Source organism: Variovorax paradoxus, assembly GCF_040544635.1.
Lineage (GTDB): Bacteria > Pseudomonadota > Gammaproteobacteria > Burkholderiales > Burkholderiaceae_C > Variovorax > Variovorax paradoxus_R.
The window spans coordinates 65,197-90,660 of sequence record NZ_JBEPKJ010000016.1 but is presented as its reverse complement, the minus strand read 5'-3'; the positions used below and the strand labels follow the sequence as shown (position 1 = coordinate 90,660).

Annotated in this window: 24 protein-coding genes; 7 read left to right on the top strand and 17 right to left on the bottom strand. The window is 66.0% G+C overall.

The window, feature by feature from the left end; all coding sequences use genetic code 11:
• Nucleotides 1-77: 77 nt before the first annotated feature.
• The 7 genes from ABIC94_RS24065 to ABIC94_RS24035 all read right to left on the bottom strand — a co-directional run bounded on the left by ABIC94_RS24065 (nt 78) and on the right by ABIC94_RS24035 (nt 6,170).
• Nucleotides 78-1,421 carry a lytic murein transglycosylase gene (locus tag ABIC94_RS24065; protein ID WP_354375505.1) on the bottom strand — a complete coding sequence of 448 codons (1,344 nt, stop codon included), beginning with the start codon at nt 1,419-1,421 and terminating at the stop codon, nt 78-80.
• Between the two features lie 100 nt (nt 1,422-1,521).
• Nucleotides 1,522-1,827 carry a copper-binding protein gene (locus ABIC94_RS24060; RefSeq protein ID WP_354375504.1) on the bottom strand — a complete coding sequence of 102 codons (306 nt, stop codon included), beginning with the start codon at nt 1,825-1,827 and terminating at the stop codon, nt 1,522-1,524.
• A gap of 15 nt (nt 1,828-1,842) precedes the next feature.
• A complete protein-coding gene (locus tag ABIC94_RS24055) occupies nt 1,843-2,334 on the bottom strand; it encodes a cupredoxin domain-containing protein (RefSeq protein WP_354375503.1) in 492 nt (163 codons plus the stop codon).
• 73 nt (nt 2,335-2,407) lie between these two features.
• Complete coding sequence (locus ABIC94_RS24050) at nt 2,408-3,832, bottom strand: multicopper oxidase family protein (RefSeq protein WP_354375502.1); 1,425 nt, start codon at nt 3,830-3,832, stop codon at nt 2,408-2,410.
• Between the two features lie 30 nt (nt 3,833-3,862).
• Nucleotides 3,863-5,284 (bottom strand): TolC family protein, encoded by a 1,422-nt coding sequence (locus ABIC94_RS24045; protein WP_354375501.1) that lies wholly within the window; start codon nt 5,282-5,284, stop codon nt 3,863-3,865.
• Nucleotides 5,281-5,649 (bottom strand): hypothetical protein, encoded by a 369-nt coding sequence (locus ABIC94_RS24040; RefSeq protein WP_354375500.1) that lies wholly within the window; start codon nt 5,647-5,649, stop codon nt 5,281-5,283. Before ABIC94_RS24040 ends, ABIC94_RS24045 begins: the two co-directional genes overlap by 4 nt.
• Before the next feature lie 116 nt (nt 5,650-5,765).
• Nucleotides 5,766-6,170, bottom strand: coding sequence for a hypothetical protein (locus ABIC94_RS24035; protein ID WP_354375499.1), 405 nt, complete (start codon nt 6,168-6,170; stop codon nt 5,766-5,768).
• Nucleotides 6,171-6,404: 234 nt separating this feature from the next.
• Between ABIC94_RS24035 and ABIC94_RS24030 the strand changes: the two genes are divergently transcribed.
• Nucleotides 6,405-7,172 carry a M48 family metalloprotease gene (locus ABIC94_RS24030; RefSeq protein ID WP_354375498.1) on the top strand — a complete coding sequence of 256 codons (768 nt, stop codon included), beginning with the start codon at nt 6,405-6,407 and terminating at the stop codon, nt 7,170-7,172.
• Between the two features lie 95 nt (nt 7,173-7,267).
• Here the strand turns inward: ABIC94_RS24030 and ABIC94_RS24025 are convergent, their stop codons facing one another.
• Nucleotides 7,268-8,653, bottom strand: coding sequence for an MFS transporter (locus ABIC94_RS24025; protein WP_354375497.1), 1,386 nt, complete (start codon nt 8,651-8,653; stop codon nt 7,268-7,270).
• 352 nt (nt 8,654-9,005) lie between these two features.
• Here ABIC94_RS24025 and ABIC94_RS24020 point away from each other — a divergent pair, with 352 nt between their 5' ends.
• From ABIC94_RS24020 to ABIC94_RS24010, 3 genes are read left to right on the top strand one after another with little or no spacing between them, the layout of a single operon-like run.
• Complete coding sequence (locus ABIC94_RS24020; RefSeq protein ID WP_354375496.1) at nt 9,006-9,989, top strand: amidohydrolase family protein; 984 nt, start codon at nt 9,006-9,008, stop codon at nt 9,987-9,989.
• Between the two features lie 25 nt (nt 9,990-10,014).
• A complete protein-coding gene (locus ABIC94_RS24015; protein ID WP_354375495.1) occupies nt 10,015-10,884 on the top strand; it encodes an intradiol ring-cleavage dioxygenase in 870 nt (289 codons plus the stop codon).
• A 7-nt stretch (nt 10,885-10,891) separates the two neighbouring features.
• Nucleotides 10,892-11,953, top strand: coding sequence for a maleylacetate reductase (locus ABIC94_RS24010; RefSeq protein ID WP_354375494.1), 1,062 nt, complete (start codon nt 10,892-10,894; stop codon nt 11,951-11,953).
• 6 nt (nt 11,954-11,959) lie between these two features.
• On the opposite strand, the gene ABIC94_RS24005 is transcribed toward ABIC94_RS24010, so the two are convergent.
• Nucleotides 11,960-12,916 carry a LysR family transcriptional regulator gene (locus tag ABIC94_RS24005; protein ID WP_354375493.1) on the bottom strand — a complete coding sequence of 319 codons (957 nt, stop codon included), beginning with the start codon at nt 12,914-12,916 and terminating at the stop codon, nt 11,960-11,962.
• A gap of 24 nt (nt 12,917-12,940) precedes the next feature.
• Complete coding sequence (locus tag ABIC94_RS24000) at nt 12,941-13,438, bottom strand: MarR family winged helix-turn-helix transcriptional regulator (RefSeq protein ID WP_354375560.1); 498 nt, start codon at nt 13,436-13,438, stop codon at nt 12,941-12,943.
• A gap of 173 nt (nt 13,439-13,611) precedes the next feature.
• Between ABIC94_RS24000 and ABIC94_RS23995 the strand changes: the two genes are divergently transcribed.
• Together ABIC94_RS23995 and ABIC94_RS23990 are read left to right on the top strand one after the other, a co-directional pair.
• Nucleotides 13,612-14,877, top strand: a complete 1,266-nt coding sequence (locus ABIC94_RS23995; RefSeq protein ID WP_354375492.1) for an acyl-CoA dehydrogenase family protein — start codon at nt 13,612-13,614, stop codon at nt 14,875-14,877.
• Between the two features lie 12 nt (nt 14,878-14,889).
• The gene (locus ABIC94_RS23990) at nt 14,890-15,456 is read left to right on the top strand and encodes a flavin reductase family protein (protein ID WP_354375491.1); all 567 of its coding nucleotides are present in this window, start codon (nt 14,890-14,892) and stop codon (nt 15,454-15,456) included.
• 57 nt (nt 15,457-15,513) lie between these two features.
• Here ABIC94_RS23990 and ABIC94_RS23985 read toward each other — a convergent pair whose 3' ends face one another.
• The 7 genes from ABIC94_RS23985 to gabT all read right to left on the bottom strand — a co-directional run bounded on the left by ABIC94_RS23985 (nt 15,514) and on the right by gabT (nt 23,867).
• A complete protein-coding gene (locus ABIC94_RS23985; RefSeq protein WP_354375490.1) occupies nt 15,514-16,992 on the bottom strand; it encodes an NAD-dependent succinate-semialdehyde dehydrogenase in 1,479 nt (492 codons plus the stop codon).
• 249 nt (nt 16,993-17,241) lie between these two features.
• The gene (gene speB / locus ABIC94_RS23980) at nt 17,242-18,198 is read right to left on the bottom strand and encodes an agmatinase (RefSeq protein ID WP_354375489.1); all 957 of its coding nucleotides are present in this window, start codon (nt 18,196-18,198) and stop codon (nt 17,242-17,244) included.
• An 11-nt stretch (nt 18,199-18,209) separates the two neighbouring features.
• Entirely contained in the window at nt 18,210-19,028 is an 819-nt protein-coding gene (locus tag ABIC94_RS23975; protein ID WP_354375559.1) for an ABC transporter permease, read from the bottom strand.
• A gap of 25 nt (nt 19,029-19,053) precedes the next feature.
• Nucleotides 19,054-20,310 carry an ABC transporter permease gene (locus ABIC94_RS23970; RefSeq protein ID WP_354375488.1) on the bottom strand — a complete coding sequence of 419 codons (1,257 nt, stop codon included), beginning with the start codon at nt 20,308-20,310 and terminating at the stop codon, nt 19,054-19,056.
• Between the two features lie 27 nt (nt 20,311-20,337).
• Nucleotides 20,338-21,366, bottom strand: coding sequence for an ABC transporter substrate-binding protein (locus ABIC94_RS23965; RefSeq protein ID WP_354375487.1), 1,029 nt, complete (start codon nt 21,364-21,366; stop codon nt 20,338-20,340).
• An 85-nt stretch (nt 21,367-21,451) separates the two neighbouring features.
• Nucleotides 21,452-22,546, bottom strand: coding sequence for an ABC transporter ATP-binding protein (locus tag ABIC94_RS23960; RefSeq protein WP_354375486.1), 1,095 nt, complete (start codon nt 22,544-22,546; stop codon nt 21,452-21,454).
• A gap of 28 nt (nt 22,547-22,574) precedes the next feature.
• Entirely contained in the window at nt 22,575-23,867 is a 1,293-nt protein-coding gene (gene gabT / locus ABIC94_RS23955) for a 4-aminobutyrate--2-oxoglutarate transaminase (RefSeq protein WP_354375485.1), read from the bottom strand.
• 162 nt (nt 23,868-24,029) lie between these two features.
• Here gabT and ABIC94_RS23950 point away from each other — a divergent pair, with 162 nt between their 5' ends.
• Nucleotides 24,030-25,439, top strand: coding sequence for a PLP-dependent aminotransferase family protein (locus ABIC94_RS23950; RefSeq protein WP_354375484.1), 1,410 nt, complete (start codon nt 24,030-24,032; stop codon nt 25,437-25,439).
• Nucleotides 25,440-25,464 lie beyond the last annotated feature (25 nt).

The window sequence follows — 25,464 nt, the reverse complement described above, 5'->3', positions numbered from 1 at the left end:
GCGACGCCATGGAAAACGGCCTCGCACCCGGCGCCAGTTTAACGGGCGCGCACTACCCATGAATCGCAGCCGTCAAGCTATGGCTGCTGCAAGCGCTGCAGCAACTCGGTGCTCGGATAGCCGTCCGCGGGCAAGCCGACACTGCGCTGATAGCGGCGCAGCCCCTCACGCGTGGCGGGCCCCATCACACCGTCGGCAGTGCCGGTCGCAAAGCCGCGCTGGTTGAGCGCGGTTTGCAGCTCGACCATCTGGCTGCGCGTGAGCGCGGGCAGGTCCCGCGGCCACGGCGCCTGCACGCCGGGGCCACCGCTCAGGCGCTGGGCAAGCAGGCTGACTGCGAGTGCGTAGTTCGTCGAGTTGTTGTAGCGCAGAACGGTGCGAAAGTTCGGGCCGATCAAGAACGCCGGTCCGCGTGCACCCGCGGGCAGCAGCACGGTGGCTTCGGCAAACCCGGGCAGCGGCTGATCGTCGATAGCGCGCAGCCCCTCGGCCGCCCATTGCGCGCTCGACTGGCGCACGGACGTATCGGCACGGCCGTAGTCGAAGCCCGACGGCAACCGCACTTCCACACCCCAGGGCACGCCGGCCTGCCAGCCCGACCGCGAGAGAAAGTTCGCGGTCGAGGCCACGACATCGGCCATGCTGCCCCAGATGTCGCGCCGTCCGTCGCCGTCCGCATCCACCGCGTAGGCCAGGAAGTTCGAAGGCAGGAACTGGGTCTGGCCCATGGCACCGGCCCAGGAGCCGATCATCCGGTCGCGCGCGATGTCGCCGTTGTCGAGAATCTTCAATGCCGCAAGCAACTCGCGGCGCGCCCAGTCTTCGCGGCGCCCTTCGAAGCCGAGCGTGGCCAGTGCATCGATGACCGGGGTGCTGCCATAGTTGCCGCCGTAGTTGCTTTCCATGCCCCAGATGGCGACCACGACGGCGGCCGGCACACCGTAGCGCGCGGCGGCCGCATCGGCTTCGGCGCGAACCTGCAGCAGCTTGTCCTGGCCCGTCGCCACGCGCTGGGGCGTGACGGTGTTGTCGAGATAGTCCCAGACGGTGCGCACGAATTCAGGCTGGGCACGGTCCAGTTCAATGACGCGCGGCAAATACTGAACCTGGTCGAACGCGCTTCGCAGCGTCGCATCGCTGATGCCTTCTGCGCGCGCGGTGGTGCGGAAGTCTGCAACCCATTTTGCAAACCGCTGTTCGACTGCCGCATCGTCCGGGGCCACCGCCACCGCCCCCGGTGCCGCGGGCGCAGTGGCGGGGCGAGCTCCTGCCGTTGAACCCGGCGGCTTCGAGGCGGTGGTGGCCGTGGTGGTCGATGGCGCTGACGCACAGCCTGCCAGCAGCACGGCAATGGCCGCAGACGCAGCAAAGAGCGCGAACCTGTTTGAACAACGCAGAACGGTATGACTTGCTTGATGCATTGCTGGATTCTCACCGCTGGCTCGCAAGCGTTGTTACCAGACGCTGCGCTGCTCGCCCTGCCCGCCGCCGATGATCGGTGCCGGGCAATTTTTCAATGCGTCAGCGGGCCGCTTCGATCTGGGTGACGACGATTTTTCCGTCGATCTTTTCTGCCTGGAAGCGGACCTTGGCACCGGTCTCGACCTTGTCGAGCAGGGCGTCGTCCTTGACGCCGAACACCATGGTCATGCCGGGCATGTCCAGGCTCTTCAGCGGGCCGTGCTTGATCGTGACTTTCTTGTTGTCCTTGTCCACCTTCCGGACTTCGCCTTCGGCGAACTCCGAGGCGGAGGACTGCGCGCCGGCGGTGCCAGCGAACGAGAGTGCGGCAATGAATGCCGCGAGTGCGATACGGATTTTCGACATCTGGGTTTCCTGTTCTTACTTGCCGGCCGTGGTCACCTTCACGGCGCCCTTCATGCCCGCGTCGTAGTGGCCCGGCTGCAGGCAGCCGAAGTCGACCTTGCCTGCCTTGGTGAACTGCCACACGATCTCGCCGGTCTTGCCCGCGGCGAGGGTCACCATGTTCGGATCGGCATGCTCCATTTCCGGGTGCTTCTTCATGGCTTCGTAGTGCTCCTTGAGCTCCTTCTCGGTCCCGAGCACGAGCTCGTGCTTCAGCTGTCCGGAGTTCTTGACGACGAAGCGAACAGTCTCGCCCCGCTTGACGCTGATGTCGGCCGGCGTGAAGCGCATCGCGTCGGTCATGTCGACGTTGATCGTGCGCGTGGCCTTGGCGGCTGTGCCGGGCTTGCCGATCGCTGCCTCGGCGTCGTGGCCATGGCCACCGGCATGGTTGCCGGCAGCCGAAGCGCCTGTAGCCGCCAATGCGGCGAGCGCGGTGAAGGCAATATTGCGAAGCGTGTGTTTCATGGTTTTCCTTCTGAGGGTTGAGGTTGGGAGAAAAGAAAAAAGAGGCGCGTCGGGAAAGTGCGTCCGCGGACGATCAATGGCCGGCGTGGCCGGAACCGGCCTTGCCCGGCTTGCGCACCTGGACTTCGATGCTCTTCGCGGGCATGTTCTGCGCGGGCATGGCGGCCGCGCCGGCGCCGCGCTGGCGCGCGGGTTCGGGCGGCGGGCCATCCAGCTCGTAGGCCACCGTGCCCTTGGGATGCTTGAACCAGCCGGGGTTGCTGTAGTCGCCGGCCTTCTGGTTCCTGCGCACCTTCACGACGCTGAACATGCCGCCCATCTCGACCGAGCCGAACGGGCCCTGGCCCGTCATCATCGGCGCCGTGTTGTCGGGAATCGGCATCTCCATCTCGGCCATGTCGGCCATGCCGCGTTCGCCCATCACCATGTAGTCGGGCACCAGGTTCGTGATCTGCCTGGCCACGTCCTTGTGATCGAGGCCGATCATCGTGGGCACGTCGTGGCCCATCGCGTTCATGGTGTGATGGCTCTTGTGGCAGTGGAAGGCCCAGTCGCCTTCCTCGTCGGCCAGGAACTCGATCTGGCGCATCTGGCCGACCGCCACGTCGGTCGTCACCTCGTACTGGCGCGTGCTCCTGGGGGTCGGGCCGCCGTCGGTTCCCGTGACAAGAAACTCGTGCCCGTGCAGGTGCATCGGGTGGTTCGTCATCGTCAGGTTGCCGATGCGGATGCGCACCTTGTCGTTGAGCCTGACGTTGAGCGAATCGATGCCGGGAAAGATGCGGCTGTTCCAGGACCACAGGTTGAAGTCCAGCATGGTCATGATCTTGGGCGTTGCGCTGCCGGGCTCCACGTCGTAGGCGTTGAGCAGGAACACGAAGTCGCGGTCGACCTTTTCGATCAGCGGATGCTCGGCCTTCGGGTGCGTCACCCAGAAGCCCATCATGCCCATGGCCATCTGGGTCATTTCGTCCGCATGCGGGTGGTACATGAAGGTGCCGGGCCGGCGCGCGATGAATTCGTAGACGAAGGTCTTGCCCGGACGGATCGGCGGCTGCGTCAGGCCGGAGACGCCGTCCATGCCGTTCGGCAGCCGCTGCCCGTGCCAGTGCACGCTGGTGTGCTCCGGCAACTTGTTGGTCACGAAGATCCGCACCCTGTCGCCTTCGACCACCTCGATGGTCGGGCCGGGCGACTGGCCGTTGTAGCCCCACAGGTTGGCCTTGAAGCCGGGCGCCATTTCGCGCACCACGGGCTCGGCCACGAGATGAAACTCCTTCACGCCGTTGTTCATGCGCCAGGGCAGGGTCCAGCCGTTGAGCGTGACCACGGGGTTGTAGGGCCGTCCGCTCGAAGGCATGAGCGGGGGCATGGTGTCGGGCGTGGTGCGGGTCACGGGCTCGGGCAATGCGGCCATCGCCACCTTGCTCACGCTCGCGGCCGCGATGGCACCGGTGATGGCGCCCGCGCCGCCCAAAAAATTGCGTCTGTTGGTCATGTGGCTCAAATCGTTGGTGGGCGTGCGCGCTCAGTGGGCGGCACTTGCAGTGGCGGCCTCGCCGCCCGAACCGGCTGCGGCGGCCATGGCCGCGGGCTTTCCGATCACCGAAGCCGCCAGTGCGGCATCGGCCAGCCAGAACTGCTGCTGGGCGTTGATGGCGTTGGTCACGCTCGCGATCTGGTCGCGCGCTTCGGCCAGCAGCTCGAAGACGCCGATCAGCATGCCGTTGTAGCGAAGCACGTTCTCGTCGGCCATGGCCTGGCGCAGCGGCACGATCTCGTCGCGGTAGTGCCGCGCGATGTCGTAGGCCGTGCGGTAGGCCGAGTAGCCTTCGCGCAACTGCGACGATGCGCCGCGCACCGCGGCGTCGTAGCGGTTGGCCGCAGCCAGCGACTGCGCGTTCAGTGCATCGCGCTGCGCCGAGCCCCAGTCGAACAAGGGCAGCCGGATGTCGAGTTCGAAGCCCCGCCGCCTGCTTTTCGTGCCTTCCGCGTTGTCGAATACCGTGTCGCGCCGGCCGCCCACCTCCACGTCGACGAAGGTCGACAGCAGGTTGATGCCCTGCGACTTGCCCGCCAGGTCGAGCTGCGCGCGTGCGAGCTGCACGTCGAGCCGCTGCTCGGTCGCGGTGGCGGCCACTTCCTTCGGCTCGCGCGGCGCCTTGGGCAAGTCGGGCAACCGATCCGGCAAGGCCAGCCTGGCGGCCTGCGCATCGTCGAGCCCCAAGGCACGAACCAGTTCCTCGCGCGCGGCCGTGGCGGCGTGTTGCGCCGAAGCCAACTGCGTGGTCGCATCGGCGTAGAAGACCTGCTGGCGCGCGCGCTGCAGCTTGCTGAAGTTTCCGATCTGCTGCATGCGCCGCGCGAGTTCCGCGCTGGCCTGCGCCGAGCGGTTGACCTGCTCGGCGTACTTCAGCATCTGCTGCGTGGCCACGGCGCGGACCCAGGCCTGCCGCACCTGCGTGACCTGGTCGACCACGGCGCCGGTGAGCTGCACCTTGGCCTGGCTGGCCTGGCTTCGCGAGATGGACAAACGCTGCGGCAGCAGGATGAGATCCACCAGGCCGAAGGACAACAGCCTGCCGAGCTCGAGCTCGCTGTTCAGGCGCATGCGCTCGAAAGTGAAGACCGGATTCGGCAGCCGGCTCGACTGGTTGGCCGCGGCGATGTCGCCCCAGCTCTGGGCGACCAGGGCCTGCACCGACGGACTGTTGGCCAGCGCGAGCTGCACCGCGTCGGTTTGCGACAACGGCCTGGACAGCAACTCCTGCGTCAGCGCCGAGCGGCGGTCCCGCTGTTCTTGCGTGCGGCTGAGCTCGAGCTTGCCGCCGGTGAACTGCCGGGCGTTGGTGTTCGTGTCCTGCAGGGCGTCGTCGATGCCGACCGAGGCGCAGCCGGCCAGAAAGGCGGCCGCCACGGCGACGGCCGTCAGGCGCAAGGCGCGCCTCATGGCTTCTGCTCCTTTTTCGCGGGAGGCATCGGCATCGTGTGGCCCTGGTGCGCGGCAGGCGCGTCGGCCGCGTCCTTGGCCGGATCGGTCCCGGCCGCGCCGTCACCCGCCGCCTCCTTGGCGTAGGCCTGCCATCCGCCCCGCTGGCGGACGGTCTCGTTGGCCTCCTTCCACGGAATGGGCTTCTCGTCAGTGAAGGGCCTGTAGCCCTCGAGCGCGGACTTGTAGGTCGGGACGGCGGGTGCTGCCTCTGGCGATGCGGCGGCAGGCGCTAGCGCAGCATCGGACGCGGGCTGCGCGATGGCAGCCAGCGCCGCCATCGCGGGCAAGACGGCCAGCCAACGGATTGGCAATGAATGGAACATGGAGTCCTCGCAACTTGTTCATGAACGGAGTGCGCCAAGGCGGCCCGAAAGGGCGTGGCGCAGCGATGCATGAGCGTTCGCGGCGGCCCGTGACGGATCACGGGCGCACGAACGCGTTAGGCGCGAGGAGGTTTGTCGAGAACGCGTGGCGCGAGCGTGGCCATCGCGAGGGGCGGCTCCGCCAGGTCCGCGCGGGGCAGACCGTGGAACACCGCGAGTTCCAGCGTGCTGATCAGCGCGGTGCCGTGGCATGCACCGCAGGTGCCGCACTTGTGCATTGCGTCGGGTTCGGCGCTGGCGGATTTGCCGGCGCTGTCATCCGCGGTCTGCTTGGCTTCCTGATGATGGTCCGCATGCCCGTCGCCGTGCTGGTGCCCGGCGGAGGCCGTTGCGCCGGCATAAGCAGCGGTATGGACACCGCCATGCCCCGGATCGCAAAAGGCCATGGCTGCCGCAGCGTACCCCTGGAACGGCACGGCGAACATCATGACCCAAAGAACGAACAGGCGGACCCGAAACATGCGGGGAATTCTAACGGTCGGAGCAACAGCAACAAGCCCGGTGCGGGAATCGAATTCGCGGCCCATCCAACGAAAGAATTACAAAAGCCACCCCGCGTCAAAGCGATGGCCTCGAGCGCTGGAGCTCACCTATGATGGCGCCGCTGTTGCGCAGCGGCAGACGGCCAAGCCCGTCTGCCGCGGTGCCATCAGCCTGATACATCGACTTTTAAATATTCAAAGAAAGGGAGCTTCATGCACCATCTCAAACCCATCGCCATCTCCGTCATCATGGCTGCAGCCCTCGCGGGCTGCGGCGCCATCAAGAACGCAGACACCGGCGCACTCACGCAAGCCGGCGGCTCCGCCTACAAGGCCATGTCGCTGACCGACTCGGACATTGCAACGATGTCCGACCAGTCGTGCGCCGCCATGGACCAGAAGAACCAGATCGCCCCCGCCAACAGCCGCTACACCACGCGGCTGAACCAGGTGGTGCGCGGCATGCCCACCAGCGTGAACGACAAGACGGCCAACTACAAGGTCTACCTGACCAAGGACGTGAACGCCTGGGCCATGGCCAACGGCTGCATCCGCGTTTACAGCGGCCTGATGGACCTGATGAACGACGACGAGCTGCGCGGCGTCATCGGCCATGAAATCGGCCACGTCGCCCTGGGCCATTCCAAGGGACGCATGCAAACGGCTTACGCGGCCTCGGCCGTTCGCGGTCTTGCCAGCGCAGCCGGCGGTGTCGTGGGCCAGCTGTCGCAATCGCAGGCGGGCGACCTCGGCGAGAAGTTCATCAACGCCCAGTTCTCCCAATCGCAAGAGAGCGCGGCCGACAACTATTCCTTCGACCTGCTGACGGAACGGAAGCTGGAACGCAAGGGCCTGGTGAGCAGCTTCCAGAAGCTCGCCGCGCTGAACACCGGCGGTTCGGGCAGCTCGATTCTGAGCTCCCACCCGCCGTCGAGCGACCGCGCTGCGGCGATGCAGAAGCGCCTCCAGAGCGCGAAGTAAAAAGAAGGTAACAAGAAGGGCCGGGGCAATCCCGGCCCTTTTTGCATCACCCATCGGTGATGCGATGACAACGTCACGGGCGCCGCCGCGAGCGGTCAGCCTCCAGGCGTTCCCGACACGCCCGCCGCAACCTTGTTGTTCAACGCAGGACCGGCCTCCGCGCGCAGCGCAGATGCCGATGCCGACCGGTCGTGCTTGATGAGCAGCACCGCGACCATGCCGATGACAGCCGGAATCGCAATGGCAATGAAGTTCTGGTGCAGCGGGAGGTTCATGCCGACCAGCATGCCGATCAGGATCGGCGCCAGGATCGCACCGCTGCGGCCGACCCCCAATGCCCACCCGAGACCCGTGGCGCGCACGGCCATCGGATAGAACTGCCCCGCGTAGGCGTTGGCCACGATCTGCGTGCCGATGGTCGACGCGCCGGCCAGCCCGATGAGAGTGAACAGCGCCGGCGTGGGCATCTTGTAGCCCAGCAGAGTGAGCGAAACGGCTGCCAGCGCGTACATTCCCGCGAGCACGTATTTGATGTGGAACCGGTCGGCGAGCCAGCCGCCCACGATGGCGCCGACCATTGCACCGACGTTCAGCACCAGCACGAACGTCAATGCCGAGCCCAGGCTGTAGCCTGCACTCGCCATGAGCTTGGTCAACCACGAACTCAGCGCGAAGACCATGAACAGGCACATGAAGAACGCGATCCAGAACATCACGGTGCTGAATCCGCGGCCGTCGTAGAAGAGATGCTTGATCGGTGCGCTGTCGGCCCTGTCCTTGGCGGGAACGACGAAGCTGTCGGTTGCCAGCGGCTGGTAGCCCGGCTCGAGCCGCGAGGCGATGTTCTTCAGCTCTTCGGTCCGGCCCTTGGCCAGCAGGAACGGCATCGATTCAGGAACCGACTTCAGGATGAGCGGAATCAGGATCACCGGCAAGCCGGCTGCGAAGAACACCGATTGCCAGCCGTAGGCCTCTATGAGCCCCTTGCCGAGCAACGCCGCGATGATTCCCCCGACGGCATAGCCGCTGAACATCAGCGTGACGAGCGTGGCACGAATCTTCTTGGGCGAGTACTCGGTCATCTGCGCCACGACATTCGGCATCACGCCCCCGATGCCGAGCCCGGCGAGGAAGCGCATCGCGCTGAATGCGACCGGGCTCTCGGCCAGCCCCGCGGCGGCCGTGAAGACGCTGAAGAAGCCGACGCAAATCGCGATCGCCCAGCGGCGGCCGATCCTGTCGGCAATGGTCCCCATGAAGATGGCACCGAACATCATTCCGAAAAGCGCGGAGCTGACCATGAAGCCGGCGTTGGTCGCGTCGACGCCCATCTTCTTCATGATCGAAGGCAGCGCGATGCCGACGACCGCCAGGTCGTAGCCGTCGAACACGATGATCAGCGCGCACCAGAACAGCACGAGGCCATGGAAGCGGTTGAAGCGGGCATCGTCGGCCAGCTTGTGAAGATCGATTTGACGCATGACTCTTGTCTCCGGTTCGAATAGCAAAGATGCCTTGTGCGCCGCCCTGGTCTCGCGTGGGATTGCAGGGTGACCGGCGATGCTGGCGATCATGGGCTTCCCGGTTTGGCAGGTCCAACGCATTTTCCGGATGCCCTTTATGCGGCTTGTGAATGTTGGGGCGGGTCTACCCATGGGTTGCGCTCGCCCGTGCGCGGCTGCTCGCCCCTTCATACGATCTTCGAATGCGCGCTATCACCGATCTTTGTTGGACCGTGCCTGTCCGCGCCCGTAAATTGACCGCAGGCTAAGCGCCGCTGTGGAGCTGCCGTGAGTCAGGTGTTTGCGGCGCGCCCGCACAAAGGAGATAGGTATGCAAGGAAAGATCGGTCTCGAAGAACATTTCGCGATCCCGGACACGCTGCAGGATTCGGCCGGCTTTGTACCCGGCGTCTACTGGAAGGAGCTCAGCAGCCGCCTTCTCGACATTCACGACGGGCGCCTGCGCCAGATGGATGAGAACGGCATGGAGATGATGATTCTTTCGCTGAACGCGCCCGCCGTTCAGGCCGTACCCGACCCCGAGAAGGCCTACGAGCTCGCGGTGCGCGCGAACGATTTTCTTGCGGAACAGGTTGCCAAGCGGCCCGACCGCTTCCAGGCGTTTGCCGCGTTGCCGATGCAGGATCCCGAGAAGGCCACGCAGGAACTCGAGCGGTGCATGACCGAGCTCGGCTTCCGCGGTGCGCTGGTCAACGGGTTCTCGCAGGTCGGCACGCCCGACAACGTCGTCTACTACGATGCGCCGCAGTACGCGCCCTTCTGGGCCGCAGTGGAGCGGCTCGATGCGCCGTTCTACCTGCACCCGCGCAATCCGCTCGCGAGCTGGGCGCAGATCTACGAAGGCCACCCGTGGCTGCTCGGCCCCACGTGGGCCTTTGCGCAGGAAACCGCCGTGCACGCCCTGCGCCTCATGGCAAGCGGCCTGTTCGATCGGCACCCCGGCCTCAAGATCATTCTCGGCCACCTGGGCGAAGGCCTGCCCTACAACATGTGGCGCGTCGATCATCGCAACGCCTGGGTCGAGGCGCCCAAGGGCTATCCGGCCAAGCGCAAGCTTTGCGACTACTTCCACGAAAACTTCTACCTCACGACCTCGGGCAACTTCCGCACCCAGACGTTGATCGATGCGATGCTGGAAGTCGGATCGGACCGGATCCTGTTCTCGACCGACTGGCCTTTCGAGAACGTCGACCATGCGTCGAACTGGTTCAACGACACGAGCATCAGCGAGGCCGACCGGAAGAAGATCGGCCGCACCAACGCGTTGTCGCTGTTCAAGCTGCCTCAATCCTGAGCCGTCCGGAAAGGCAGGAGCACGAATGATCGACATCGACGAGTGGACCATCACCGGCGCCGCGCTGAAGGCGCAGGGCACCACGCCCAACCCGCGCCTGAAGACCGTGATGGACAGCCTGGTGCGGCACCTTCACGACTTCGCGCGCGAGGTGCAGCTCACCGAAGCCGAGTGGGCCTCGGGCATCGACTTTCTCACGGGTGTCGGAAAGATCACGGACGACAAGCGCCAGGAGTTCATCCTGTTGTCCGACGTGCTGGGCCTTTCGACGCTCGTCACCGCACAGTGCAACCGCCGCCCGGCGGGATGCACCGAGGCGACGGTGTTCGGCCCCTTCTACGTACCCGACGCGCCGGAGTACAACCACGGCGACGACATCTCCAACGGCGCGAGCGGCGAACCCTGCTTCGTCAGCGGAACCATCCGGGGGTTCGACGGCGAACGGATTGCCCATGCAAGCATCGACGTGTGGCAGTCCGACGACGAAGGCTGGTACGACGTGCAGCGCCCCGAGCTGGACCATGCGCAGGGCCGGGGCCATCTGAGCAGCCTCGAGGACGGGCGCTACTACTTCAGATCCGTCGTGGCCGTGCCCTACGCCATTCCCCACGACGGCCCGGTGGGCCAGATGCTGGAGAAACTCGGCCGCCACCCGTGGCGTCCCGCGCACCTGCATTTCATGATCAAGGCGCCGGGCTATGAAACGCTCATCACCCATGTGTTCCGCTCGGAAGGCAGCTATCTGAATTCGGACGCCGTGTTCGGCGTGCGTTCCTCCCTCATCGCCGACTGGAAGCGCCACGAACCCGGCGTGGCTCCGGACGGAAAACGCATGGATGTGCCGTTCTACACGCTCGACTACGACTTCGTACTGAACACCGCACCGAAGAACTAGAAGCAGCATGGACCGCTTCGTCTACACCGCGAACCCATCGCGCATCGTTTTCGGTCCGGACAGCATCGACCAGCTTCCAGCGGAGATCGATCGCCTGGGCGCCCGGCGTGCTCTGGTCTTGTGCACGCCCAACCAGCGCGGCCAGGCGCAAGCCATTGCCGACCGGCTTCCCGGCCGCGTCGCATTCATCTTCGACGAAGCCGTCATGCACGTGCCGATCGAGATTGCGCGCAAGGCACGCATGCTCGCTTCGGAGCTGAAGGCGGATTGCGCCCTGGCCGTCGGAGGCGGATCCACCATCGGGCTCGGCAAGGCCATTGCCCTGGAGTCCGGCCTGCCCATCATTGCGGTGCCGACGACCTACGCGGGCAGCGAAGTGACGCCCATCTACGGCATCACCGAAGGCGGCCTGAAGAAGACCGGGCGCGACCCGCGCGTGCTTCCGAGCGTCGTGGTCTACGACCCCAGGCTCACGCTGTCGCTGCCCTTGGACCTGACGGTCACGAGCGCGATCAATGCAATGGCTCACGCGGCGGAAGGCCTGTACGCGCACGATGGAAATCCTGTCATCGCATTGATGGCCGAAGAAGGAATTCGCGCTTGCGCGGCGTCGCTGCAGCCGCTTCGGGACAACCCGCGCGATCTGCCCGCACGCAGCCTGGCGCTCTACGGCGCCTGGCTCTGCGGCACGGTTCTGGGTGCCGTGTCGATGGGCCTGCACCACAAGCTGTGCCACACCTTGGGCGGCACGTTCGACCTGCCGCACGCGCCAGTGCATACGGTGGTTCTTCCGCATGCGCTTCAGTACAACGCCGGCGCGGCGCCAGAGGCCATGGCCCGCATCGCGAGAGCCCTCGGCGTCGCGGATGCGCCCATGGGTTTTTTCGAACTGGCAAGAACCCACGGCGCCCCCCTGTCGCTGAAGGCGATCGGCATGCCGGTCGACGGGCTCAAAAGGGCTGCGGAATTGGCGGCGTCGAACCAGTATCCGAATCCGCGGCCGCTCGAGAGGGTCGCGCTGCGCGCCTTGCTCGACCGCGCATTGGACGGTGCGCCGCCAAGGCCGTGACGACGATCACTTGCTCCGCGTCGCCGGTGACACGAGTTCACGGCTCGATCGCTCGTGGAAGAGACCGAATATCAGCTCGCGCAGCCAGCGGTTGCCGCTGTCCTGGTGAAACCGCTCGTGCCACTGCTGGCGTATTTCAAAGGGCGTGACCTCGAAGGGAGCCTCGACGCTGTGCAGGTCCGCGCGTGACGCCACCATTGCCTTGGCGAGGCGGGCGGGTGCGGTCAGCAGCAGGCCCGAGGTGGCGACGATCGACGAAAGGCCCAGCGAGTGGGCGGCAGTCAGAACGACCCGCCGCCGATCGAGCGCGCCCGCCCTCTCCAGGGTTTGCTGAAGCTGGGAGTCGGTCGTTCCGTGCGGCCGGTAGGCGATGTGTTCGGCCGCAAGATAGTCGTCGGGCTCGATGCGCTCGCGGGTGCCCAGGGGCGACGCCTTCGACATCAGCACGACGAATGTCTCGTCGAACAGCCGCTGCTGATAGAACGACGGCCCCATCGATTCCCAACTGCCCAGCGCAATGTCGATCTGTCCGTGGAGCATTCGCTGCCGGGCGTCGGCCATGGAGACGTCCACGGTTTCGAAGCGAACCCCGGGCGCGATGCCACGCGCAACCGACAGCAGCTCGGGCATCATGACCAGTTGCCCGATGTCGTTGACCGCAATGCGAAAAATGCGGCTGGATGTCTCCGCCTCGAAGGTCCGGCCTTGATCGACGGCCTGCATCAGGCAGGCGATTCCTTCCTCGATGGGGGCGATGAGCCGCTCGGCGACGGGCGTGGGGACCATCCCATCCGCCGACCGCACGAACAGCGCGTCGTTGAAGCGTTCGCGCATGCGCTTGAGGGCGTTGCTCACCGCGGACTGCGTCATGCCGAGGCGATCGCCCGCGAGCGTGACGCTGCGCGTGGCATAGATCGCCTGGAACACCAGGAAGAGATTCAGGTCAATGGAGTTGATGTTCACCGCGCCGCCTCTTTCGCCGAGCCGTCATTCGTTGTCCAGGACCGCCAGGTTGTCGTAGACCATCCGGAGCATGTCCCGCAGCGACTCGGCTTGCGCGGCGGTCAGCCCGGACAACGATACGCGCTCGTACACCTGGGCCAGCGGGATGATTCGCAACGTGAGGTCGCGCCCCGCCTCGGTCAGGCTCAGTGCGAGCGCGCGGGCGTCCGCGTCCGACCGGTCGCGCACCAGCACGCCGCGCTGCAGAAGACCGTCGACCACCCGCGAGAGCGTGGAAGGGTCCGTCGACGTGTGCAACGCAAGGTCGGAGAGCCGCTGGTGCGCCTTGTGGTGCAACGCGACGCAGACCCGCCATTCGGTCAGCGAAAGCTTGAACTGCCTGAGCTCCTTGCTGAACGACTGGCCCATTCTCATCCCTGCGCGCGCAAGCAGGTAGGGAATGGCCCGCTCCAGGTCGTGATCCGCTGATTTATCTGCAGTTGCATTCAATTTTGGTGTCGCCTCGGCACGTGTTCCACGCATCTGCCGAGTCTCTGTATCGGGTGATTTTCTCTTGGCCATGACGAATGCTACAGGCGAATCGCACCATCGATATAGCGTAAACCCCAAGCATTTATTAATTGCATTTGCAAGTTTCATGCGCTTCAATCGAGGCCTGCCTATCGAGTTCCCCATACACCCATCTGGAGACCACCATGACTGAAGCCGTGAACCCGTTTGCCCAACTAGACCGCGTCGACCTCCCCGCTCCGGGCCGCGAGTCGCCTGTGAAGGACGCGCCTCCGCTTGAAAAAATCGTTGCGTCTGCAAGCAATTTGGTGCCAATGCTTCGCGAACGGGCGCAACGCACCGAACAGGACCGCCGCGTTTCCGAGGAAACCACGCGGGCGTTCCATGACGCGGGCTTCTTCAAGCTGATGCAGCCTGCGCGCTACGGCGGCTTCGAGTACGGATTCACCGCATTCATCGATGTGGTCAGCGAACTCGCACGGGGCTGCACCTCGTCGTCCTGGGGCTGCTCGCTGGGCGCCATTCACCAATGGCTGGTGGCGATCTTTCCGGAGGAGGCGCAGGACGACGTGTGGCGCAAGGACCCGAGCGCGATCGTTTGCGGCTCGTATGCGCCCGCGACCATGGCCGAGAAGGTCGACGGCGGCTACCTCGTGCAGGGCAAGTGGCTCTTCGCGTCGAACGTGGACAACTCCCAGTGGGCACTGCTGGGCGTTCAGTTTCCGCCTGAAGAAAAAGGCGCCCCGCCGACGGCCGGCTTTCTGCTCGCGCCACGCGCGGACTGGGCCATCGAGGACAACTGGCACGTGGCCGGCCAGGCGGGCACGGGGTCGAAGGCGATCATCATCGACAAGCCGTTGTTCATTCCGGGACACCGCAAGCTGACCTTCGCGGAAGCTTCGTCCAACAGCCCGCCCGGTGCCAGGGTCAACACGAATCCGATCTACCGCATTCCTTTTCTTTCGGCGGTGCCGGTTTGCCTGGTGTCGCCCATCATCGGCACCGCGCAAGGCGCGGTCGACGAGCTGATCGCGCTGGCCGGCACGCGCGTCACCCGGGGGGCGGTTGCCGGAGGCGGCAGCCGGCTGAGCGAGTTCTTTCCCGTGCAGTCGCGCCTGGCCGAAGCCTCGGCGAGCGTCGATGCCGCGCGGCTCCTGCTCTACCGCGACACCGCCCAGGTGGAGCAGATGGCGGTCGACGGCCGCGTCATCAGCATCGAGCAACGGATCCGCAACAGGCGCGACCATGCGTTTGCCGCACGTCTCTCGCGCGATGCCGTCGAAGCGATATTCGCCAGCGTGGGAGGCGCGGGCCTCTCGCTGAACCAGCCGATCCAGCGCATGTGGCGCGACACGAATGCCATCTCGCGCCACATCAGCCTCAACTGGGACGCGGTCTCTTCGATGGTGGGCCAATACCTGCTCGGCCTGGAGCCGAAGGGCCAGTACTGATCGGGCAACGCCATGTACTCCTGGGCTCTCATTACGGGCGATGCGGCCGAGACGGTCGATGCCCGCCAGTTGCGTCAGGCGCTCGGCGCCTTCCCCACGGGGGTGTGCCTCGTGACCACCACCACGTCGGACGGCAAGCGCGAGGGCATGACGATCAACTCGTTCGCTTCGGTGTCGCTGGATCCCCCATTGATTCTGTGGAGCATCCGCGACGACACCCGCAGCGCCGATGCGTTCCTTGCGGCCCGGCCGTTCAACCTCAGCGTGCTGACCGCCGGGCAGCGCGACCTGGCCTGGCATTTCGCGAAGCCCGCAGTGGACAAGTTCGAGCGCTTTGCCGAGGCATTCGAGGTCGCGCCGAATGGGTGTGCGAGGCTTGTCGAGAGCGTCGCGACCTTCGAATGCTCGACCTACTCCCGCCACCAGGAGGGTGACCACACCATCATCCTCGGACGCGTGGACCGTTTCTCGCGAACAGACGCACCGCCCTTGCTCTTTCATTCAGGGCAGATGGGGTCGCTGTGGGAACTTGCCGAAAACCTGGCGCGGCCGCATGGCAACGATGCGGCGCCGGCTTGACTGGCGAGACGGGTCGGCGCAAAACGCCGACCCGTCGCCCAAGGAGCCCTGCCGCTTCTACTTCTGGATGTCGCCCAGGCAGAGATACTTGATCTCGACATAGTCGTCCATGCCGTGGTGCGAGCCCTCGCGCCCCAGGCCCGATTGCTTCACGCCGCCGAAGGGCACGTGCTCGGTGGCGATCACGCCGGCGTTGATGCCGACCATGCCGTACTCCAGCGCCTCCGCCACGCGGAAGATGCGGCCCACATCCCGGGTGTAGAAGTAGCTGGCCAGGCCGAACTCGGTGTTGTTGGCCGCATCGATGGCGTCCTGTTCGGTCTTGAAGCGGAACACGGGCGCGAAGGGGCCGAAGGTTTCTTCCTTTGCGCACAGCATGTCGGAGGTGGCTTCGGCGATCACCGTGGGTTCGAAGAACTGGCCCTGGATCTTGTGGCCACCGGCGAGCAGCTTGCCGCCCTTGGCAACGGCATCGTCGACATGGCGCTGCACTTTTTCGACGGCCGCATCTTCGATAAGCGGCCCTTGCACCACGCCCTCTTCGAAGCCGTTGCCGACCTTGAGCGCCTTGACCTTGGCCGCGAACTTCTCGACGAAGCTGTCGTAGATGCCGTCTTGCACATAGAGCCGGTTCGCGCACACGCAGGTCTGGCCGGCGTTTCGGTATTTGCTGGCCATGGCGCCTTCGACCGCCGAATCGACATCGGCATCGTCGAACACCAGGAAAGGCGCGTTGCCGCCCAGCTCGAGCGACAGCTTCTTGACCGTCGGCGCGCACTGGCTCATGAGGATGCGGCCGACTTCGGTGGAGCCCGTGAAGCTCAGGTGGCGCACGACATCGCTCTCGCACAGTTCCTTGCCGATGGCGATGCTGTTCTGGCTGTCGGCCGTGAGCACGTTGAGCACGCCGGCCGGAATGCCCGCGCGCACGGCCAGCTCGGCCGCGGCCAGTGCAGTGAGCGGCGTGAGCTCGGCCGGCTTGATGACGACCGTACAGCCCGCGGCCAATGCCGGTGCCACCTTGCGGGTGATCATGGCCAGCGGAAAGTTCCACGGCGTGATGGCGGCGCACACGCCGATGGCCTGCTTCATCACCAGCAAGCGGCGGTTGTTGTCGAACTGCGGCAGCACTTCGCCGTTCACGCGCTTGGCTTCCTCGGCAAACCATTCGATGAAGCTCGCGCCGTAGGCCACCTCGCCCTTGGCTTCAGCAAAGGGCTTGCCCTGCTCGGCGGTCATGAGGCGGCCCAGGTCTTCGGTGTTGGCGATCAGCAGGTCGAACCACTTGCGCAGCACGATGCTGCGCTCCTTGCCGGTCTTGCGGCGCCAGGCTGCGAGCGCCATGTTCGCAGCAGCGATGGCGAGGACGGCGTCGGCGCGCGTAAGGTTGGCGACGTTGACCAGCTTCTGACCAGTGGCCGGGTCGTTCACGTCGAAGCGACTCTTGCCCTTTGTCCATTCGCCGGCGATCAGCGCGTCGGTCTTGAGCAGGGTCGGGTCGTTCAACAGTGCGAGGGGGGAGGTTTTGATGTTCATGGTTCTGGTTCGTTTGTGATCTGTTGAGGGTCTTGAACGGGCGCTGCTGTTCAAGGTGCGCTCCCGCCGACGGGCGCGTTATCCAGGGCGGTCGTTGATCGAACGGAACAAGCGCAGCGCTCAGTGTGCACAGGGCATCGGGTGCTCCCCGCAGCGAAATAAAGGAGGAGCCGAAGGCGGGGGACATTCGCGGAGGGGAGTAACCCGGTGGCCTTTGCACGCGCCCTGAACAGCAGCGCCCCGAACAACTCAGCGAAAAGGCACCCCAGGCAGCACGCACAACATTTCGTAGAGAAGATTGGCACCGAGCAGCGCGGTATTCCCACTGACGTCATAAGGCGGACTCACCTCCACCAGATCGGCCCCAACCACATTCAAGCCCCGGCACCCACGCACGATCTCCAATGCCTGCGGCACGGTAAGGCCGCCGATCTCTGGCGTGCCGGTGCCGCCAGCGAACGAAGGGTCGATGCCGTCGATGTCGAAGCTGATGTAGACCGGATGCGTCGGCCCGATGCGCTCGCGCACCTGCGCCATCAGCGGGGCCAGCGACTGGTACCAGACCTCGTGCGCCTGCACCACGGTAAAGCCCTGTGCGCGCGGCCAGTCGAAATCGTCCGCCGCATAGCCGGTGCCGCGCAGGCCGATCTGCCAGACCTTGTCGCAGGCCAGCAGGCCATCTTCGACGGCGCGGCGGAACGGCGTGCCGTGGGCGATGCGCTCTCCGAACATGTCGTCGTTCACGTCCGCATGCGCATCCACATGCACCAGCGCGACCGGGCCGTGCTTGCGCGCCAGCGCGCGCAGGATGGGCAGCGCAATGGTGTGGTCGCCGCCGAGCGTGAGCGGCGCGCAACCGGCGGCCAGTACCGTGTCGTAGAAGGCCGAGATGATGTCGACCGACTTTTCGAGCGAATAGGTGTTGATGGGCACATCGCCCAGGTCGGCCACATTCAGCTTGTCGAACGGCGCCGCGCCCGTCGCCATGTTGTAGGGCCGCAGCAGTGCCGATTCGGCACGGATCTGGCGCGGCCCGAAGCGTGCGCCCGGGCGGTTGGAAGTGCCGATGTCCAGCGGCACGCCGATGAACGCCGCGTCCAGCCCTTGCGCGGACGTTGCAGCGGGCAGCCGCATCATCGTGCCAGGGCCGGCGAAGCGCGGCATCGTGTTGCCGCCGAGCGGCTGGTTCGGGGTGGTGATGGGCATGGTGTGCGCGTTCAACGCCGCCGGCCGCGCAGCCACTCGAGCGCCAGCAGCAACGTGGTGGTGAAGATGATGAGCAGTGTCGCCACCGCGGCAATGGTGGGCGAGATGTTCTCGCGAATGCCGGTGAACATCTGCCGCGGCAGCGTGACCTGGTCCGGCCCCGCGAGAAACAGCGTGACCACCACTTCGTCGAACGACGTGGCAAAGGCGAACAGCGCGCCCGAGATCACGCCCGGTGCAATCACCGGCAGCGTGATGCGCATGAAAGTCCTGAACGGGGTCTCGCCCAGGCTCAGCGATGCGCGCACCAGGTTGTGGTTGAAACCGGCCAGCGTGGCGAGCACGGTGGTCAGCACGAAAGGCGCGCCCAGCGCCGCATGCACCATGATCAGCCCGATGTAGGTGTCGGCCAGGCCGATGGGCGCGAAGTAGAGATACGTGGCGACGCCCACCACCACGATTGGCACCACCATCGGCGAGATCAGCACGCTCATGAGCAGGCCCTTGAAGGCGAAGTTCGTGCGCGAAAGCCCCACCGCCGCCAGCGTGCCCAGCACGGTCGCCAGTACCGTGGCGGCCGGCGCCACGATGAAGCTGTTGCGCGCCGCGCGTGCCCACTCGGGCGATTCGAACAGGTGGCGGTACCACTGCAACGACCAGCCCCGGATCGGGTAGGCCAGAAAGGAGCTGTCGGAAAAAGACAGCGGAATCACCACCAGGATGGGCGCCAGCAGAAAGGCCAGCACCGCGACGCAGCCGGCGCGCACCAGCCACCAGCCGAGCTTGTCGGCGAAGGTGGCATAGGCCGGGAATTGGGGAAGCTTCAGCATCATGCTTGTGTGTCTTTCGTGCCGCTCAGCCGAGGCTCAGCTCGGCCTTGCCGATGCGGCGGTACACGGCGTACAGCACCAGCGTGGCGACGAGCAGCACGGCGCCCAGCGCGCAGGCCATGCCCCAGTTGATTTCCACATTGGTGTAGCGCGCGATGTAGTAGCTCAGCATCTGGTCGTCCGCGCCGCCGAGCAATGCGGGCGTCACGTAATAACCGATGGCCAGGATGAAGACCAGCAGCGCGCCCGCGCCGATGCCGGGATAGGTCTGCGGCACATACACCCGAAAGAACGCGGCCAGCGGCGAGCTGCCCAGCGAGACGGCCGCGCGCAGGTAGGTGGGCGGCACGCTCTTCATGACGCTGTAGAGCGGCAGGATCATGAACGGCAGCAGGATGTGCACCATGGCGATGATCACGCCGGTGCGGTTGAACAGCAGCGCCAGCGGATGGTCGATCAGCCCGATGCCCATGAGGCCGCGGTTGACCAGCCCTTCGGATTGCAGCAACACGATCCATGCCGCCACGCGCACCAGGATGGAAGTCCAGAACGGCACCAGCACCAGGATCATCAGCACGTTGGCCTTGCGCGCCGGCAGGGTCGACAACCACCACGCCAGCGGATAGGCCAGCAGCAGGCAGAAGAAGGTGACCACAGCGCTGATCTGGAAGGTGCGCAGCAGGATGCCTGCAAAGGCGCGCTGGTCGGCGGGCATGCGTTCGACCTCGCCGGCCACGTCGCGCCGCAGGTCGACCGAGGCGAGCAAGTAGTCAGGCGTCCAGCGCGAGCCGTTCTTGGCAATGGCTTGCCAGAACGGCGGCTCGCCCCAGCGCGGATCGAGCTCCAGCATTCGCGCCTTGACCTCTTCCGGCGTGCCGGCAATCGGCAGCGCGCGGAAGGTGCCCATCACGAGCGAACGGGCGCCCGCGATCTCGGTGTTGAGGCGGCGCGCCAGGGCGCCCGCGTCGGAGCTGTCGGGCAGCTTCGCCAGGTCGGCCGCGATCGCGGCATAGGCCGCGGGCGCGGGTGCCTCCTTGCGGTTCCAGTCGTCGAGTGCGCGCACGGTGCGCGGCAGCGCATCGGCCACCTCGGGGTTCTCGACCGCGCGCTGCAGCAGCGCCACGATGGGCACCAGCAGCGTCAGCAGCAGGAACACCAGCAGCGGCACCGTGAGCGCGAAGGCGCGCCACTTGCGGCGGGCGTCGGCGCGCGCCAGCGCACGCCGCAGTTCGCCGGGCGGCGCTTCTGCTGAAACCAGGGGAACAGTCGTTGCCGCGTGCATGGCCTCTTTCTGGTGCTTGCCCGTCGATTACTGGGTGGCCCAGGAAGCGAAGCGCTTCTCGAGCGCCTCGCCCTGGTCGGCCCAGAAGGCGACGTTGAACTGCAGCGCATCCTTGGCGTTGGTCGCCGAGGTCGGCAGGTCGGCCAGCACCTTGGGGCTGAGCGAAGCCAGTGCCTTGGTGTTGGCGGGGCCGTAGGCGATGTTCTGCGCGTAGACCGCCTGGTTGGCCGGCTGCATCACAAACTGGATGTACTTCAGCGAGGCTTCCTTGTTCGGCGCGCCCTTCGGAATCACCAGGTAGTCCAGGTCGTAGATGCCGCCCGGCCAGTAGATCTTGAGGTCGCGGCCTTCGCGGTTGGCTGCGTCGATGCGGCCGTTGTACACGGTGGTGAGCACCACGTCGCCGGCCACCAGGAACTGCGGCGGCTGGGCGCCGGCTTCCCACCACTGGATGTTCGGCTTGAGTTCGGTGAGCTTCTTGAACGCGCGCTCGGCACCGTCCTTGGTGGCCAGCACCTTGTAGACGTCGGCCGGCTTCACGCCGTCGGCCATGAGCGCGAACTCCAGGTTGTAGCGCGCGCCCTTGCGCATGCCGCGCTTGCCCGGGATCTTCTTCACGTCCCAGAAATCGGCCCAGCTGGTGGGCGCGGTCTTGAGCTTTTCGCCGTTGTAGGCCATCACGGTCGACCACACGAACAGGCCCACGCCGCAATCGGTCACTGCGGCCGGCAGGAAGTCGGCCTTGTTGCCGATCTTCGAATAGTCGAGCTTCTCGAACAGGCCTTCATCGCAGCCGCGCGCCGCGTCGGGCGATTCGACTTCGACCACATCCCAGGTGACCTTCTTGGTTTCGACCATGGCCTTGATCTTGGCTTGCTCGCCGTTGTATTCGACCGGAATGATCTTGGTGCCGGTCTTCTCGTAGGGCTCGTAGTACGCCTTCTTCTGCGCGTTGGCGTTGGCGCCACCGAAGTTGACGACGGTGAGCTGCTGCTGGGCAAGCGCCGGCAGCGCGAAGCTGGCAACGACGGTGCAGGCGAGGAGTGTCTTTTTCATGGTGGAGGTAGTCCTGGGTGATGAACGGAAGCGGGAACGGGAACGAGAAACGGGACGGGATTCAGAGCGCATGCCAGAGCGCGCGTCACGACGCATACATGCGCGCATGCGCAATCGGAAATTCGAGCGCCACCGACTCGCCGGCCTGCGGCGCGGCTGCGCCGTCCAGGCCCGTGAGCGGCAGCTTCACGGTGGCTTCGGCCTGGCCGCCGCCCACGCTGCAGAGCAGCCGCAGGTGGTCGCCGAAGTAGATGACGCGCGCCACCTCGGCCGACAGCATGTTGGCGCCGTTCGCATCGGGCCGGCGGTGCAGCACCACGCGCTCGGGTCGGATGCACGCCTCCACGGCCGCACCCGCGGCGGCGGCGTTGACGTTGAGGCCGTTCAGCACGCGGCCATCGGGCAGCGTCATTTCGGCGTGTTCGCCGGCCCGGCTCAGTTGCCCCTTGAGCACCGTGTTGTCGCCGACGAAACCGGCCACGAAACGATTCGACGGCTTCTCATACAGCCGGTCGACCGTGTCCAGCTGCTGGATCACGCCTTCGTTGAACACCGCGACGCGGTCGCTCATCGTGAGCGCCTCGCTCTGGTCGTGCGTCACGTAGACGAAGGTCACGCCCAGTTGGCGATGCAGGTCCTTGAGCTCGATCTGCATGTGCTCGCGCAACTGCTTGTCGAGGGCGCCCAGCGGCTCGTCCATCAGCACCAGCTGCGGTTCGAACACCAGCGCACGCGCCAGCGCCACGCGCTGCTGCTGGCCGCCCGAGAGCTGGCCCGGAAGCCGGTCGGTCATGCCGCGCAGCTGCACCATGTCGAGTGCACGCTGCACGCGGCGCTGCTGCTCGTCCTTGGACACCTTGCGCACGGTGAGCGGATAGGCCACGTTCTGGCCCACGCTCAGGTGCGGGAACAGCGCGTAGTTCTGGAACACCATGCCGAAGTGCCGCTTGTGCGGCGGCGTGCCGGTGATCTGCTTGCCGTTGAGCAAGATTTCCCCGGAGGTCGGCGACTCGAAGCCCGCCAGCATCATCAGCGTGGTGGTCTTGCCCGACCCCGAAGGCCCGAGCAGGCTCAGGAACTCGCCGCGGTGAATGTCCAGGTCGAGCTGGCGCACCACCAGGTGCTCGCCGTCGTAGGTTTTCTGGACGCGCTGGAAACGCACCAGGGGTTCTTCTGTCATGGAGGAGTTCAAGAGAAAAAGGGACCGATCAGCGCAGTGCGGCGAAGCTGTCCGCGAGAAGCGTCAGCCCTTCGTCCACAAGCAAGTCGGATGCCGTCAACGGCACCAGCACGCGAATTACATTGCCGTAGCTGCCGCATGACAGCAGGATTAACCCGCGCCGCGCCGCTTCCGCGACCACTTGGCGGGTCAGCGCGGCATCGGGCCGCGCGGTGTCGCCCTCTTCGAACAGCTCGATGGCCACCATGGCACCGAGCCCCCGCACGTCGCCGATGGCCGGCACGTCGGCCGCGATGCGTCGCAGGCCGGCCGTGAGCCGTTCGCCCAGCGCCCTGCTGCGCGCCAGCAGCTGCTCGTCGTCGAACACCTTGAGCACCGCCAGCGCCGCGGCGCAGCCGATGGGGCTGCCGGCATAGGTGCCGCCCAGGCCGCCGGGCGCGGGGGCGTCCATCACCTCGGCGCGGCCCACCACGCCGGAGATCGGGAAGCCGCCCGCCATCGACTTGGCGGTGGTGATCAGGTCGGGCGCCACGGGCCACTGCTCGCTCGCAAACCAGGTGCCGGTGCGGCCGGCGCCGGTCTGCACTTCGTCGGCAATGATCAGGATGCCGTGGCGGTCCGCCAGCGCGCGCAGGCCCTCGACGAAGTCGTTGGGCGCGACGTAGAAACCGCCCTCCCCCTGCACCGGCTCCAGGATGAACGCCGCCACGCGCTCGGGCTCGATATCGTTCTTGAACAGCAGCTCGACCGAGTGCAGGGCATCGTCCACGCTCACGCCGTGCAGCGCGTTCGGGTACAGCGCATGGAACACCTCGCCCGGAAACGGGCCGAAACCGACCTTGTAGGGCGCCACCTTGCCGGTGAGGCCGAGCGTCATCATCGTGCGGCCGTGATAGCCGCCGTTGAAGGCGATGACGCCCGGCCGCCGGGTGTAGGCGCGGGCGATCTTCACGGCGTTCTCGACCGCTTCGGCGCCGGTGCTCAGGAAAATCGATTTCTTCGCGAATTCGCCCGGCGCCAGTGCGTTCAGGCGCTCGGCCAGCTCCACATAGGGTTCGTAGGCCAGCACCTGGAAGCAGGTGTGCGAATACAAATCGACCTGCGCCTTGACGGCCGCACTGATCTCCGGATGGCAGTGGCCGGTATTGAGCACCGCGATGCCGCCGGCAAAGTCGATGTAGCGGCGCCCCTCGACGTCCCAGACCTCGGCGTTGGCGGCCCGGCTGACGAAGATTTCATGGGCCTGGCCGACCCCGCGGGCGACGGCCGCGCCGCGGCGGGCCATGAGGGCGGCATTGCTGAGATGGGGTTCGCGCTGCATGGATACGACCTGTACCTGAAAGAAGATGCTGGCACTTTAGGTTTCACGTCCGGCCCTGACCATGTACACCGCGAGTCATGAATCGGCGGACTGTACTGGTCTTGTATCCTGTACATACTTTCCTCAATATGGTGCAGATCGGTCTACCGGGACCTCCCTCGAATGCTCATTCTTCACCCCGAACAGCCGACATCGCTCGTGAGCCAGATCGTGGAAGGGCTTCGCGGGCTGATCGGCACCCAGAAGCTGAAGGCCGACAGCAAGCTGCCTTCGATCCGGGCCTTTGCCGCGGCGCACGGCGTCAGCGTTTTCACCGTGGTGGAGGCCTACGACCGGCTGGTGGCGCAGGGCCTCCTGGTGTCGCGCGCCAATGCGGGTTTCTTCGTCAAGCGGCGAAGCGAGGACACCGCCCCGGGCGGGCCCGCGACGCAGCAGGACGACCCGCGCTTCGATGCGCGGTGGTACCTGCAGCAAATCTTCGAGAACCGCCACCTGCCGCTCAAGCCGGGTTGCGGATGGCTGCCGCACGACTGGCTGTTCGAGGACGGCATGCGCCGCAGCCTGCGCACCCTCGCGGCCGGCGGCACCGACATCGGCGGCTACGGCCTGCCGTTCGGGCACATGGCGCTGCGCATGGTCGTTGCCGAATCGCTTTCCGAGCGGCAGATCGTGGTGGAGGCGAACCAGGTGCTGCTCACCCAGGGTTCCAGCCAGGCGCTGGACCTGGTGGCCCGCCAGCTGCTGAAGCCGGGCGACGAGGTGCTGGTGGACGACCCGGGCTACCCCAACCTGATGTTCATGCTGCGTTTTCTCGGCGTGCACCTCATCGGTGTGCCGCGCACGCCCACCGGCTATGACCTGCCCGCTTTGGAGGCGCTGCTGGCGGTGCACCGGCCCAAGGCGTTCTTTACGCAGGCCCGGCTCCAGAGCCCGACCTGCTCGCTGGCCTCGCTGCCGCAGCTCGTGCGGCTGCTGCAGCTCGCACAGGAGCACCAGTTCGTGCTGGTCGAGAACGACATCTACGCCGACATGGACGCGTCTTCCCGGCCCTCGCTGGCCAGCCTCAGCCAGTTGCGCCAGGTCATTTACGTCAGCAGCTTCTCCAAGACGATTTCCCCGAACATCCGGGTCGGCTATGTGGTGGCGGAGCCCGGGCTGATGGAAAGGCTGGCCCAGCTGAAGATGGTTTCGGGGCTTACGTCTTCAGACATCACGGAACGGCTGGCCTTCGGCGCCGTGACCGACGGGCGCTGGCGCAAGCATTTGAAGTCGCTGCGCGACCGGCTGGCGCAGGCGCATGCCGGCGTGGCAAGGCAACTGGAAGCACAGGGCTTCGAGCTGTTCCACGAGCCCGCCGCAGGCTTGTATCTGTGGGCACGCCACCCGGACATTACCGACACCGCCGAGTTGTCCCGGCTGGCCGCCGCGGAGGGCATCATGCTCGGCCCGGGACAGCTGTTTCTCGTCAACCCGCGCCCCACGGGATGGCTGCGCTTCAACGTGGCGTTCAGCGAAGACGAGCGGATCTGGCGCTTTCTCGCACGCAGCATCGACGAGCGCAAAGGGGATTGAAGGGAGATCGATGCGGCGGCGGCGG